Source organism: Vibrio artabrorum (assembly GCF_024347295.1).
GTDB lineage: Bacteria > Pseudomonadota > Gammaproteobacteria > Enterobacterales > Vibrionaceae > Vibrio > Vibrio artabrorum.
Genome location: NZ_AP025459.1, coordinates 288,994 through 302,194, shown reverse-complemented (window position 1 = coordinate 302,194; position 13,201 = coordinate 288,994). Strand labels below are relative to the sequence as shown.

General features: G+C 44.7%; 12 protein-coding genes and 1 pseudogene. 8 read left to right on the top strand and 5 right to left on the bottom strand.

Features of this window, described 5'->3' with window-relative positions; genetic code table 11:
• The first annotated feature begins 242 nt into the window (after nt 1–242).
• Nucleotides 243–1,142 carry an NAD(P)-dependent oxidoreductase gene (locus OCU36_RS15555; RefSeq protein ID WP_261840724.1) on the top strand — a complete coding sequence of 300 codons (900 nt, stop codon included), beginning with the start codon at nt 243–245 and terminating at the stop codon, nt 1,140–1,142.
• A gap of 144 nt (nt 1,143–1,286) precedes the next feature.
• Here the strand turns inward: OCU36_RS15555 and OCU36_RS15550 are convergent, their stop codons facing one another.
• The gene (locus OCU36_RS15550) at nt 1,287–2,201 is read right to left on the bottom strand and encodes a LysR family transcriptional regulator (RefSeq protein ID WP_261840450.1); all 915 of its coding nucleotides are present in this window, start codon (nt 2,199–2,201) and stop codon (nt 1,287–1,289) included.
• Between the two features lie 127 nt (nt 2,202–2,328).
• Between OCU36_RS15550 and OCU36_RS15545 the strand changes: the two genes are divergently transcribed.
• The 5 genes from OCU36_RS15545 to rlmJ all read left to right on the top strand — a co-directional run bounded on the left by OCU36_RS15545 (nt 2,329) and on the right by rlmJ (nt 7,837).
• Entirely contained in the window at nt 2,329–2,763 is a 435-nt protein-coding gene (locus OCU36_RS15545; RefSeq protein WP_261840449.1) for a carboxymuconolactone decarboxylase family protein, read from the top strand.
• A gap of 467 nt (nt 2,764–3,230) precedes the next feature.
• Complete coding sequence (locus OCU36_RS15540; RefSeq protein ID WP_261840448.1) at nt 3,231–3,695, top strand: hypothetical protein; 465 nt, start codon at nt 3,231–3,233, stop codon at nt 3,693–3,695.
• Between the two features lie 334 nt (nt 3,696–4,029).
• Nucleotides 4,030–5,829 carry a protein translocase subunit SecD gene (secD, locus tag OCU36_RS15535; RefSeq protein WP_261840447.1) on the top strand — a complete coding sequence of 600 codons (1,800 nt, stop codon included), beginning with the start codon at nt 4,030–4,032 and terminating at the stop codon, nt 5,827–5,829.
• A 2-nt stretch (nt 5,830–5,831) separates the two neighbouring features.
• Nucleotides 5,832–6,770, top strand: a complete 939-nt coding sequence (secF, locus tag OCU36_RS15530) for a protein translocase subunit SecF (protein WP_261840446.1) — start codon at nt 5,832–5,834, stop codon at nt 6,768–6,770.
• Nucleotides 6,771–6,970: 200 nt separating this feature from the next.
• Nucleotides 6,971–7,837 carry a 23S rRNA (adenine(2030)-N(6))-methyltransferase RlmJ gene (rlmJ, locus tag OCU36_RS15525; RefSeq protein WP_261840445.1) on the top strand — a complete coding sequence of 289 codons (867 nt, stop codon included), beginning with the start codon at nt 6,971–6,973 and terminating at the stop codon, nt 7,835–7,837.
• 318 nt (nt 7,838–8,155) lie between these two features.
• On the opposite strand, the gene OCU36_RS15520 is transcribed toward rlmJ, so the two are convergent.
• The 3 genes and pseudogenes from OCU36_RS15520 to OCU36_RS15510 all read right to left on the bottom strand — a co-directional run bounded on the left by OCU36_RS15520 (nt 8,156) and on the right by OCU36_RS15510 (nt 11,291).
• Nucleotides 8,156–9,244, bottom strand: a complete 1,089-nt coding sequence (locus OCU36_RS15520) for an alkene reductase (protein WP_261840444.1) — start codon at nt 9,242–9,244, stop codon at nt 8,156–8,158.
• A 76-nt stretch (nt 9,245–9,320) separates the two neighbouring features.
• Nucleotides 9,321–10,521 (bottom strand): annotated as a pseudogene (locus OCU36_RS15515) (MFS transporter).
• Between the two features lie 86 nt (nt 10,522–10,607).
• Complete coding sequence (locus OCU36_RS15510) at nt 10,608–11,291, bottom strand: SDR family oxidoreductase (protein WP_261840443.1); 684 nt, start codon at nt 11,289–11,291, stop codon at nt 10,608–10,610.
• Nucleotides 11,292–11,408: 117 nt separating this feature from the next.
• Here OCU36_RS15510 and OCU36_RS15505 point away from each other — a divergent pair, with 117 nt between their 5' ends.
• The gene (locus tag OCU36_RS15505; RefSeq protein WP_261840442.1) at nt 11,409–12,344 is read left to right on the top strand and encodes a LysR family transcriptional regulator; all 936 of its coding nucleotides are present in this window, start codon (nt 11,409–11,411) and stop codon (nt 12,342–12,344) included.
• Between the two features lie 92 nt (nt 12,345–12,436).
• Nucleotides 12,437–12,781 (top strand): ribosome recycling factor family protein, encoded by a 345-nt coding sequence (locus OCU36_RS15500; RefSeq protein ID WP_261840441.1) that lies wholly within the window; start codon nt 12,437–12,439, stop codon nt 12,779–12,781.
• A gap of 136 nt (nt 12,782–12,917) precedes the next feature.
• Here the strand turns inward: OCU36_RS15500 and OCU36_RS15495 are convergent, their stop codons facing one another.
• On the bottom strand, nt 12,918–13,157 hold the full coding sequence (locus OCU36_RS15495; protein ID WP_261840440.1) for an RNA recognition motif domain-containing protein: 240 nt from the start codon (nt 13,155–13,157) through the stop codon (nt 12,918–12,920).
• Between the last annotated feature and the right edge of the window lie 44 nt (nt 13,158–13,201).

Genomic DNA, 13,201 nt, shown 5'->3' with positions numbered 1-13,201 from the left:
TACCTTGATCATCGTTCCATGATGTTCGACTGGGGAAGTGTTCTTTGGTCTTGATTTGTCACTGAACCTCATTTTATGGTCAGCTTTATCCCTAGATGAATTTAATTCAAGTGCTTTCTGAGTATCATCGGGGTGATCGTCAAGCGTAATTAGTGTACAAAGAGAGAAACCATCAGCCAAAGGCTTTGACCCTGTATAGTGATGCACTGATTGAGCGTGTTCGATCTTTTCATCGCAATGACTTGGTCAATGAAAAGGAGAAAAAAATGAAAGTAAGTTTTATCGGACTAGGCGTTATGGGTTTCCCAATGGCAGGCCACCTAGTTAAAGCCGGTTTTGAAGTCACGGTATTCAACCGTACTCACAGTAAAGCATTAGACTGGGCTGATAAACATCAAGGTAAAGCGGCAGAATCTGTGGCTGAGTGTGTAGCGGAAGCGGACGTAGTATTGGTTTGTGTCGGCAACGATGATGACGTTCGTAGCATGACAACCAGCGAAACAGGTGCACTTGCTGCAATGAAGCCAAATGCAATTCTGGTCGATCACACCACCACGTCAGCCGTACTGTCTGAAGAGCTTGAAGTGGCGGCGAAGAAAGCGGGTGTTCGTTTTATGGATGCACCAGTCTCTGGTGGCCAAGCGGGCGCAGAGAACGGCGTGCTAACCATTATGTGTGGTGGTGAACCAGCGCTTTTCAATGATCTACAACCTGTGTTCGAAGCTTACGGTAAGTCGTCAGTTCTGATGGGTAAAGTCGGTCAAGGCCAACGCGCAAAAATGGTTAACCAGATCTGCATTGCCGGTGTATTGAATGGTCTTTCTGAAGGCTTAGTACTTGCCGAGAAATCAGGTTTGGATATCCAAACGCTAGTTGATTGCCTTAAAAACGGCGCTGCGGGTTCATGGCAGATGGAAAACCGTGCTACCACAATGGCGCAAGACAAGTTCGATTTCGGCTTCGCCATTGATTGGATGATCAAAGACTTAGGTTTCTGTCTAGATGAAGCAGAGCGCCAAGGCATCCAGCTTCCACTGACTGAAAAGATCAACAACGCTTACAAAGCGCTGTCTGCCGAAGGGCAAGGTCGCATGGACACGTCAGTCTTGATGAAAGCGGTGGTTGAAGAGACGAAGAAGTAGAAAGATCGAAGCAATAGAAGCTTCATTTAGACTGCTCAAAATAGCCGCTGATTAGCGGCTATTTTTGTTTGGTTTGTATAGAAGTATAAGCAAAGTTTTGGTTTTGAAACTCGGAGCCCCTGAAAGCAATTTATCCAAGCCAAACTAAGGCTGGGATATGCGCTTCAACGGCTCTAATTTCTCAACTAAGAAATTAATAAACAAACGGACATGAGGCCTTGGGTATTGAACATTCTTATATATTGCGAAGATTTCGCCACTTCCTTGCTCACTGTGCATTGATGTCCATTGAGGGAGTAACTCCCTTAGCTGCCCATTTTCCAAGTACGGTTTTAGCATCCAGTCAGACAACAAAAGTACGCCTACTCCGCTAAGCGCGGCATGTAAAAGCGGTGAGCCACCTTTTGATATCAAATTCCCGGTCACTCGTACTTTTTTGTTAACTGTACTCTTCTCAAAGTACCAATAATTTTTCTGTCGCTCATGGCTTATCAATAGACAGTTGTGATTTTGTAAGTCTTCGGGTTTATCGATCGCTTCGTACTTTTCAATATACGATGGAGCAGCGACCAACGACGCGTTATTTGTCAGTAGGTGACGAGCTTTGAGTCGACTGTCTTGTGGTGTGCCAATACGGATAGCCACATCAATATTTTCACTGTTTAAATCGACGACGTTGTTATCCAGCTCTAACTCAACTTGTATCTTAGGGTATCGCTCAAGAAACTCTGGAATTAATGGAGTCAGACACAAATTACCAAAGCTTTCAAAAACTGAAACTCGTAGTACCCCTTCTGGAGCGACTTGATTGCCTTGCATTTCTTCTAGCAGTCTATTGCTATCTTGCAAGATTTTGGCGGATTGTTGGTAAAAATATTGCCCTTCTTCAGTCAGAATTAGCTGCCGTGTACTGCGTTTAAAAAGCGAAGATTTAATCTTACTTTCCAGGTTATCTATATTTCTTGCGACTGAAGAAGGAGCCATATTGAGAGCTTGAGCAGCTTTAGAAAAGCTTCCAGACTCCACGACTTGGTCAAATATTTTGATTAGCTCTAACACATATTCACCTTTGCGTTTTGTGCACAACTGATTCATATAATACGCGTATTCTGATTTTATATCGAATTATGCACAATGGATCTGTCGCATTGATAGCGATATTCATTAATCAAATTTAGGTGGCAAAATGTTAAAACGTATCGACCTCGCGCAAGTTCAACCTGACGCTTTAAGCGCAATGCTGTCAATTGAAGGCTATTTATCTAATGTGGAATTATCTAGCGAACTAAAAGAGATGATCAAAATCAGAGCATCAATCATCAACAAATGTGCTTACTGTATTCAAATGCACACAGCTGAAGCATTGAAGATTGATATCTCACAGCAAAAATTGTTTGCGCTCGCAGCATGGCAAGAGTCACCACTGTTCAATGAAACGGAGCAGGCTATCTTGACCCTAACGGATGAAATGACGCTGATTTCGAATACAGGTGTTTCGGATACGACTTATCAGCAATGCCTAAGCTTATTAGGAGAGGAGTTACTCGCACAATCTATGATGCAAGTCATCATGATTAATGCTTGGAATCGATTTGCACTGGCCACAAAGATGACTCACTGATAATAATCATAACATGTGCATGTAACTGAAAATGAAAAGGTTACAGGCTATTTAAGCTTGTAATCTTTTAAATTAATTAGGTCGAATTTTTCGTTCAGTGGTGATGAATGTTTCGGCTATTAACCAAGGTAAAGAAAAGGCTGTCGAGGCCGATACCGGCTCATGTGACTATCAATTGAAGAATATTTTGAGACCTAAAAGTGACACTTATTGACTAGCGTGCTTTTTCAAAAAGTCACGTTTTAGCCCTGAATCTCTGGGGATGGACAATAGCCAAACATGAAGTCGTTTGGCTTTTTTATTAAGATTGATTTTGATTGGAGTGCGTTCGATTGTCAGCGCAGTGTCAAATATGTTGGGTTGTGATTTTAAATCAATTGTAACTTGGTGGGCTGTTATATATTGTCGCTGTTTGCATCATTCGGGATAGTTGTTCATTGGTTAAACTCGGTACACGATTAGTATTCATGTTGTTTTTACTGAGCCTTGGCTTTGTGAACACTAACGGCTATTCGTTTCTTTCTCAGCCTTTTAACATGGATGCTCTTCAAGAGACATCTTCGGTTAGTCAGCTGTGTAAACAAGTCGGGATTGATGATTCATCCGCTTATTTGGAGTGTGAAAAAGTTCAGTTGGGTGGTTCAGCGTTAGGTGACCGATCCCATTACCATGATTCTAAATCAAGTCTCCAAGCGACGACATACCGACGTCTATTACTTAATGAGCAAGAGAGCGGGGCCGATCTTGAGCCTGCTTACCATCTGCTTATCGATTTCTCCCCTCCTTCATTACTGGCTTCTCTGCTCTTCAACACCCCGTTGTTGGATTCTAAGCAGCACTGGACCAGTATGGTGAGTTCTCCGTCCTCCCGGCTTTCGGGGTGGAAAGAGGGCAACATCCAATACTCACATTTTCGAGAACTTCTTAGCTAATCGTTTGACCCTAAATTGGCTGTATCAATGGTCGCCTTGTGCCCATTGAACTCACCCATTCACTAAGACAAACATAGCGACATCAGCTTTGGCATTACTATCGTTCAATCAGTTTGTTTTGGTTGCGATTAGCCTTGCTCGTGTTCGCAAAACATTAGACATACCAATCGTAGTAAATAACTGAACACCCTAGCTGGTTAAAATGCTCGATAACTGCGTTAGAATTTTTGATTGTAGAATAGCTACTTATCGAAAAATCCTGCCTTGTTCTCAAGCCTTTTTCCTTCGCTAGTGTCGATCATTTATTCACCGTGATTGGTAAAAAGAAGAGATCTTGACTGTGAAAAAACGCATTCCAAGAAAACAAATTAACCACTACTCAAAGTGGAAATACGTGGTGCTTATCGCCACCATTATCATCATGGTTCTGAGTGCTCTACCGTCTTGGTATGGCGAGAATGCATCGGTTCAAATCAGCAACCGCTCTGAACAGACCATCGATGCGACTCAAATTACCCAATATCTTGCGAGTGAAGGCATTCAAGCTAAATCAGCCTTTCAAAAAGGCCAACGTTTAGTCGTGATCTTGGAAGATGCTGAGCAACAAGCAAAAGCGAAAGAAGTGCTTAATAAGTACCTATTGGATAACGCGACAGTTGCGCTCGCGATGGAGCCAGCTGCCCCCAAATGGCTGACTGACATGGGCTTTGCACCGATTCAGCTAGGCCTTGATTTACGTGGTGGTGTGCAGTTCCTGCTCGAAGTAGACATGGAACCGGTTTATCACGCACAAGCGCAATCTGTGGTCGACGAGATCACCAGCCAAGTACGCTACGCTCGTGGTGAAGTGGTGAACAATCAAGTGAAGTTGACCTTTCGTACCGACGCTGATTTTGAACAAGCACAAAAACTGATTCGTGAAGAGTTTCCCAATTGGTTACGTGCCCGTTCAGATAAAGCGTTGACCTTGGAGCAATCTCAAGATGAACAAAGGACGTTACGTAACCTAACGGTGCAACAAAACCTACAAATTATGCGCAGCCGTATTGAAGAGTTAGGCATTACGGAGGCATCGATTCAGCGTCAAGGTGAAAGCCGTATTCGTATTGAGCTTCCAGGTGTGCAAGATCCTGCTGCTGCAAAAGATGTGATTGGTGCGACCGCTTCATTGGCTTTTTATGCGGTGTACGATAATGCAACTCGCAATACTCAAACTTTGACAGATTCCGATGGTAATCGTGTCGTGGTGGCTCGCAAAGCGGTATTAAGCGGCGAACATATTATCGATGCGCGTAGCGGCATTGGTGAGATGAGTAGTGCAGAAGTAAACATCACGTTGGATTCTGCGGGTGGCAAGAAAATGTCTGAATTTTCTCGCCATAATATCGGCAAGCCAATGGCGACTGTTTACAGCGAATACAGCCGTGACAGAGCGGGTAACAGCAAAAAAACCAGTGAAGTCATTAGTGTTGCGAACATTCAATCTCAGTTAGGCAGTCGTTTCCGTATCACGGGGGCTGGCACTCTAGGTGAAGCGCAGGAACTTGCTCTATTGTTGCGAGCTGGCTCATTAACCGCGCCTGTCACCATCATTGAAGAGCGCACCATTGGCCCTTCTCTGGGGGCGGAAAACGTAACCAACGGCTTTGCAGCTTTGGCACTTGGTCTTGGCCTTACGCTAACGTTCATGGCGTTATGGTACCGCCGTCTTGGCTGGGTCGCGAACTGTGCCCTGATGATTAACATGACCACATTGTTTGGTTTGATTGCTTTGCTTCCGGGGGCGGTATTAACTCTGCCGGGTATTGCGGGTTTGGTACTGACCGTCGGTATGGCGGTAGACACTAACGTACTTATCTTCGAGCGTATTCGAGACAAGATGGAAGAAGGGCGCAGTTTTGCGAGCGCTATCGACCGTGGTTTTGATAGCGCATTCTCATCAATTTTCGATGCTAACGTCACCACCATGATCGTTGCTGTGGCTCTATACACCATCGGTAATGGGCCGATTCAGGGCTTCGCTCTGACACTGGGCTTAGGTCTTCTAACCAGTATGTTCACGGGCATTTTTGCTTCACGCGCGATCATCAATTTGGTTTGGGGGCGTGACCAACGCCACGATGTAAGGATTTAAGCATGAGTACTTCAAAAATGACGATTTCAGACCGCTATATTTCAAACAGCAGCATGACTCGCCTTCGTAAGGTGATGTCTGTGATTTCTATTGTGCTGTTCATGAGCTCTGTGATGCTGGTGGCGGTGAAAGGTTTTAACTGGGGCCTAGACTTCACCGGTGGTGTGGTTGCCGAGGTGCAACTCTCTGATCAAGTCACCAAAGATGCGTTAAAAACAAAACTTGATACGGCTTTTCAACAAGACGTACAAGTGGTTGGTATGGCAGAACAGGATCGCTGGACAATCCGTTACAGCCAACTGACGGACGCATCTCAACCCAATTTAATGGATGCTTTGTCATCCGTGAGTGACCAAGTAAAAGTGCTTAACAGCAGCGTGGTTGGCCCTCAAGTAGGGCAAGACATGGTTGATCAAGGTGGCTTGGCGGTATTGGTGTGTTTCCTAATGATCATGCTGTACCTGAGTGTACGATTTGAGTGGCGTTTGGCATTAGGCGCCCTTGCCGCGATCATCTATGACGTGACGCTTATTTTGGGCCTGTTCGCTTTTACTCAGTTCGAGTTCAACCTGACCGTATTGGCAGCCGTGTTGGCAATTTTGGGTTACTCATTGAATGATTCGATCATCATTGCCGACCGTGTTCGTGAAATGCTGCGTGGCAATCCAAATGGTGACACGGATAACCTGCTCAACGAATCGGTGAAAGCGACCTTCTCGCGCACCATGGTGACTTCAGGTACAACGCTAATCACCGTATCTGCGCTTTGGCTACTGGGTGGTGCTGCGCTGCAAGGATTCGCGATTGCACTGGTTGTAGGTATTGTCAGCGGTACGTGGTCTTCAGTATCTGTCGGTATCACGCTGCCTAAGCTACTTGGCTTAAAGCCTTGTCACTATCAAGTGAAAGTGCCAGTAGAAGTTGAGGGCGAGTACCCTTAGGCTTTCTATTGATTAACTGTACGACTTAGCCAGTAACGTCAACAAGCCCTTCGTTTATAACAAAACGAGGGGCTTTATTTTTTATAAGAGTCAAACAGTTACAGAAAAGAGAGCCTATTTCAAAAAACGATGGATTGAGCAGGCAAGCCCTCATGATATGAAGTATGTTTAGATGACGTTCGTAGAAATGAGGCAAGGGAATGGAATATCGACATCAATGTCATGTAGGCGACCATGGTGATGCGCTAAAGCATCCAGTATTGAGTGCACTTGTTCAGTCATTAATGCAGCAACATTCACGCCTCAATGTTATCGACACCCACTCTGGTACAGGGTGTTATGACCTCACTACCGCACCAAGCAATCATGCTGGTGAGTTTGCTGAAGGGGTCGGGTACTTATGGCGAAATAAGGCTTATCTTCCTCCGGCATTCAGCTCTTTTATGTCGGTACTGGAATACTACAACCCGAATCAACTTATCTCTCTCTATCCGGGTTCTGCAGCCATCACCTACCAACAAGGCCGCAGCCAAGATAGCTTCTATTTTTCAGACATTCAGCAAGATGAAGCCGACCTATTACAAACCAATATTGAGAAGCTGCAACGCGATCTCGATGTTTCAAGTAAGCTCACCATTACCGCGGGCGATGGCTTGAAAGCACTACCTGACGACATCGCAAAGCACGATGATCATCACTTGATTGTTATCGACCCACCTTATGAAACCGACTCTGAATATCTGGCAGTCATTGATGCCTTGGTTAAGGCGTATCAGCAGTCTGAGAAGGTATCTGCCTTGATTTGGTATCCGCTTTACACGGATGATAAGAGCTCACTGATTCTCAACCACTGCGTGACAGCGGTGAAAGATGGCTTGCTACCAAGTCCGATTAAGTCAGAGCTTCGCCTTCGAGATCCTAAGGGGGATGATCGCCTTATAGGCAGTGGTTTATTGTTGTTCAATCCACCACAAGGCATTGCTGGTATGGTCGCAGATACGCTCGATTATTTACACCGCCAACTTGCCACTAAGGGCGAAGGTTATTGGCAAATGAGAAGTTTATAGGTAAAGGAGAGGCTTATTGATCTGGATGTTATGGTTATTGTTTAGATTTGAATCACTCAATTATTGGTATTCATGCGATTTAAATTGACGAAACGCTAACTTTGATTGATTGATTATTTTTAGTGAATGATTTAAAAATAGGGCACTGATGTGCTCAGGTGCATACTGGTTCATAAGTGAAATAATGAGTTCCAGATTAATACGATATTGTGGTTTACCCCCTAAACTGCATAAGGCTCGCACTAGTCATGCGAGCCTTTCTTTTGTCTGCCTGAAATGTCGCCTAAAAATTAGAAGCGATCATTTCATCAAAACCGACTACAACGCTGGATAATCGGTATAGCCTTTTTCGTTACCACCAAACAGAGTGGCACCATCGAGTTCTGACAGTTCGCTGCCGTTTTGTAGACGTGATACCAAATCTGGGTTTGCTACGAATGGGCGACCAAATGCGACGAGGTCGGCGTAGCCTTTACTTAATACTTCTTCGGCGCGCTCTGGTGTGTAGCTGCCTGCAACAATGATGGTGTTGGAGAATATTTCTCTTAATTCCACACGGAAGCTTTCAGGGATAACAGGTGCGTCATCCCAGTCGGCTTCTGATAGATGCAGATAAGCGATATTGCGATCTTGTAGCGCTTTTGACGCTTCTAAAATCGTTGGCACGATATCGGGGCAGTTCATGTCTTTGAAGGTGATGAATGGGGCCAAACGTACGCCCACTTTGTCAGCACCAATCGCTTCAATCACCGCATCAACCACTTCAATCAAAAAGCGAAGTCGATTCTCACGAGTGCCACCGTAGTTGTCGGTGCGCTTGTTTGAGTTGGTTCTTAGGAACTGGTCAATCAGGTAACCATTGCCACCGTGGATCTCGACGCCATTGAACCCTGCCTCGATCGCTTTTTTCGCTGAGTTAGCAAAATCTTGAACAACACGGTCGATGTCTGCTTGGGTCATCTCTCTTGGTTGGATGCAATCCACCATGTTGCCGTTGCCATTCTCATCAGCGATCCAAACCTGAGTTTCTATTGGTGCTAATGCTGAAGGGGCAATCGGCAGCTCGCCTTTTTGAAAGGTAGGGTGTGACACGCGGCCTACATGCCATAGTTGGCAGAATATCGCGGCACCTTGTGCTTTTGCTGCGGTTGTTACTGACTTCCAACCTTCGATTTGTGCATCGGTATAAACGCCGGGTGTAAATGAGTAACCTTGAGAGTCATCTGAGATTTGTGTCGCTTCAGAGATGATTAGCCCTGCACTGGCACGTTGTTGGTAGTACGTCGCCATCATGTCGTTGGGTACGTTTCCTGGTTGGCTAGTACGAGCGCGTGTCATGGGTGCCATAACAACACGGTTTTGTAGCTTAAGATCTTTCAGTTCTGTGTTTTCGAATAACTTACTCATGGTATTTACCTCTAGGAAAGATGGGTTGCTGTGCCTGTGCCAATGTTGGTGTGAATTTGACATCGGCACATTGAAATTAATTAGCTGTTGTTGGCGCCAATTCTGGGGTGCTCTGTTTTTCAGCTCGGTTCGCTTTCACAATTAAGAACAGACCGATAATTGGAACAACAACGGCTGCGAAAGGAATCATTCCTGCCCCGAGTTGGCTGTCAAGTACAATGCCACCTAAGAAGCCACCGAAGGCATTCGCCAAGTTAAAGGCAGAAATATTGGCTGTTGCTGCTAGCTCTTGGCCTTCGCCACCGTTGTTCATCACTCGAAGCTGCATGGCTGGAACGTTGGCAAATGATGCAATACCAAAGACAAATGCCGCTGCAACAAACAGAATCTTATTACCGACCACAAGGCCAACAATCACTAATGATACGATCATCGCGATAGCCCAAAACATGGATGCTTTACCCAGGTTTTTATCTGAAGAACGTCCGCCTAAAGTGTTACCAATGATTAAGCCAACCCCAACAATGACTAAGATCCAAGTCACTGATTCTTGACTGTAACCTGTGATGTGCATTGCGATAGGAGCAAGGTAGCCGTAAAGTGTCATGAAGCCAGACCAAGCGAAAGCGGTGATTGCTAAACTGATCAGTAGTATTGGATTTTTAAACGCCAATAGCTGAGTTTTAATGTCTTTCGCTTCACTGTGACCTGCTGATTTGATTGACGTTAGGATTGAGATCATCGCAATAGTGCCAAGTGCAGCCACGCTAAAGAAAGTGGTGTGCCAACCGAATTGCAAGCTAACCCACGTACCCGCAGGAACGCCAAGAACGTTAGCAAGCGTTAGCAAGCGTTAGACCTGCAAACATTTGACCCACCGCGCGACCAGCCATTTTTTCAGACACTAGGTTAGTTGCTACAACGGCACCTATACCATAAAAAGGACCTTGAACAAGGCCAGCGATAACGCGACTTGCTAACAATAATGGGTAGCTTGGCGCTAAGGCGGATAACACGTTACCGATAATGAACAGTGCCATTAATCCGATAAGCACCATTTTTTTATTAAAGCGTGCAAGGTAGATGGTTAAGATTGGTCCACCGATAACGATAGCAAGCGCATACGCACTGATTAAGTATCCGGCTTGACCTTCTGTGATAGAGAGGGACGTCGCGATTTGTGGAAGGATACCTGCGATAACAAATTCAGCAGTACCTATCGCAAAAGCCGCGAGTGTTAATATCCAAACTTGAAATGGTATCTTTTCTTGTTTCATGACGTTTACCAATGTGGTTTTTTGTTGAGGGCGTTGATATGTACGCCCTTACGATTACTTCTTGTTTCTTTTGGAAAATGTTCTGATTACCCGAGTAACGCGCCGCCATCAATATCGATGACAGACCCTGTTACGTATGGGTTGTTGATTGCAAATAGGTAACCCATTGCAATATCTTCAGCTTCTCCTACCTTACCCGCCGGTAGCTGTTGTTTAGCGTTATCGTACATAGTTGCGCGAGCTGCATCGTCCATGTTTTTGTATGCATCTGTCATGGTGAGTCCCGGGCTTACCGCGTTGACTCGAATTGGAGATAACTCTTTCGCGAGTATTTTAGTCACGCTTTCAAGTGCGGCGTTGATGGCTGTTTTTACGTACGTACCGGCAACCACTTTGCGAGATAGCATGCCGGTTGTTAGCGTGATTGAGCCATTTGAAGTGATATAACGCGCAGCATGTTTGGCAACATTTAGGCTTCCCCAGAATTTGGTGTCAAAAGCCGTTTTTGCATCCTCGGTGGCAACGTCGGTGACTTTCCCACCCGGTGCGAATGAGCCAGCCGTTACGATTAAATGATCAAAGACGCCAATCGATTCGAAGTAATTACAGATAGATTTTTCATCACTGATATCCAGACCGGTATGTCGGCTAGCAATGTGTACGATGTGGTCTTCGTTTTTCAGTTGCATCGCTAAAGCTTTACCGATACCTGATGTACCACCAACAATGACAAAGGTTGTTTTATTTTGTTTGGTATGGTTATGTTTCATATTCTGAATTCCTGCATTGTTCTATTGATAGTTAGTATTATATTTATTCGACTAATTTTGATAATTGGTTAAAATGCGAAATCATTATTTGAAATTTTCAAATAGTAGGAGATGAGAATGGACAAATTTTCCGATATGACAATGTTTGTGGGTATCGTTAAGCATCATGGATTGGCTGCAGCAGGACGTGAATTGGGTTTATCTCCTGCCACTATGACGACAAGGCTTCAGGCACTTGAAGAGCGATATGGTGTGAAGTTGCTAAACCGAAGCACGAGACATGTGTCTTTGACCGATTCTGGTGAGCTGTATTATAAGGCGTGTCTTGAGATACTCGAGAACGTTAGTGAAGCTGAGAACTTGATCCAAAATGGGGTTAGGGAAGTAAAAGGCCCGTTAAAAATCGCAGCGCCAAAGGACATTGGTAAGCAATATATTCTCCCTATTTTGTCGGAGTTTTGTCAGCAATATCCAGACGTTATTCCATACTTGTATTTGAACGATCGCTTATCCAATATCGCAGAATCTGGAATGGATATTGTGCTCCGTTATGGTGAGTTGGTCGACAGCAGTTTGATATCAAGACGCTTGTCACCAAGTCGACGTGTATTGTGTGCATCACCAGAATATCTTGTGAAACATGGTACCCCCATCAAACCTCAAGATTTGGTTGATCATGCGTGTTTGGCGATGCTTCGCAGCAACGAAGAACTTAAGACTTGGCACTTCCAAGATCATGACATGAAGAAGGCTGTAACGGTAGTTCCTAAGCGATTTTCGGATGACGGTGAAGTGATTCGTTATTGGGCGTTACAAGGCGAGGGGATTGCTCTCAAATCGGTTTTGGATGTGCAAGGGGATATCAACAATCGGCGTTTAGTGACGTTGTTAAATGGTTATATGAAGAACTTCAATACTTCCACTTCCGTCTCCAGTGCCGATTTGAACGTGGTATACATCAGTAAAAAGTATCAGCCGAAGCGGATTCGTTTGTTTTTGGATTTTCTTTTCGAGAGGTTTAACTGCTTGGTCGAAAAATCAAATGAAGGGTAATCGAACACCATGGCCACATCGCTCTTAGTAACTTAAAGCCAGATAACGGACAGAGATAAAAGTAGAGATCTGGTGAGCTCTTGGAAGGAAATATGTTTAGCGTCCCATTGAATAGTTTTGTGCATCGTGTCAGTGATAAAAGTCAACTGATGGCAAGTGCTGCGGAATGTGGATGTCAGTTGAAACGAGTTCGCCGTTCACGTAATTGGTTACTGGTCGCTCAAGAACATCAACTCATTGAATTTAAAACGATGTTAACTCATGAGAAAGATGGTTGGATAGTCATTGCTATCGACAAAGTCCTGCCGAAACCTGTGGTGTGTTTGGCATCTCTGTTGGCCGCGACACCTTCAATGACCGTTGCTCAACTGGTGATGGAATCTGGATGTTCAATGGCAGAAGCAAGACGTGCTATTGATGAACACGAAGGACTGTAGGCGTATTCGAACCGTGTAAAAAGAGAATCGCGATCAGCAAAAAGCCCGTAACGATATTGCGCTGGAAAACGTCATATCGTTACGGGCTTTATCATCTGTGCTGCTAAACCATACAGCTTATAAAGTGTTTATTCGATTAAGAGTTAGCCACTTTTACACGAATCGTGTTTTTGCCAAGCTTAGTCATGTTCAGCTTGTTGAGTGCCGCTTTAGCTTCTTCGTGCTCTGGCATTTCAACAAAAGCAAAGCCTTTAGATTCGCCAGTTTCTTGGTCTAAAACTAGGCTGCACTCTTTTACTGAGCCGAACTCAGAAAATAGCACACGGATGTCTTGCTCAGATGTAGAGCGCGATAGGTTACGAACGAGAAGTTTCATAATAAACCTTGAATATGAATGTACGCTGGGCATTGTCGCACATT

What these genes read in the sequence shown, in the direction of transcription:
- OCU36_RS15545 (WP_261840449.1), top strand. Translation starts at nt 2,329, where the DNA reads ATGTTAAAACGTATCGACCTCGCGCAAGTTCAACCTGACGCTTTAAGC.
- OCU36_RS15540 (WP_261840448.1), top strand. Translation starts at nt 3,231, where the DNA reads ATGTTGTTTTTACTGAGCCTTGGCTTTGTGAACACTAACGGCTATTCG.
- secF (WP_261840446.1), top strand. Translation starts at nt 5,832, where the DNA reads ATGAGTACTTCAAAAATGACGATTTCAGACCGCTATATTTCAAACAGC.
- rlmJ (WP_261840445.1), top strand. Translation starts at nt 6,971, where the DNA reads ATGGAATATCGACATCAATGTCATGTAGGCGACCATGGTGATGCGCTA.
- OCU36_RS15520 (WP_261840444.1), bottom strand. Translation starts at nt 9,244, where the DNA reads ATGAGTAAGTTATTCGAAAACACAGAACTGAAAGATCTTAAGCTACAA.
- OCU36_RS15510 (WP_261840443.1), bottom strand. Translation starts at nt 11,291, where the DNA reads ATGAAACATAACCATACCAAACAAAATAAAACAACCTTTGTCATTGTT.
- OCU36_RS15505 (WP_261840442.1), top strand. Translation starts at nt 11,409, where the DNA reads ATGGACAAATTTTCCGATATGACAATGTTTGTGGGTATCGTTAAGCAT.
- OCU36_RS15500 (WP_261840441.1), top strand. Translation starts at nt 12,437, where the DNA reads ATGTTTAGCGTCCCATTGAATAGTTTTGTGCATCGTGTCAGTGATAAA.
- OCU36_RS15495 (WP_261840440.1), bottom strand. Translation starts at nt 13,157, where the DNA reads ATGAAACTTCTCGTTCGTAACCTATCGCGCTCTACATCTGAGCAAGAC.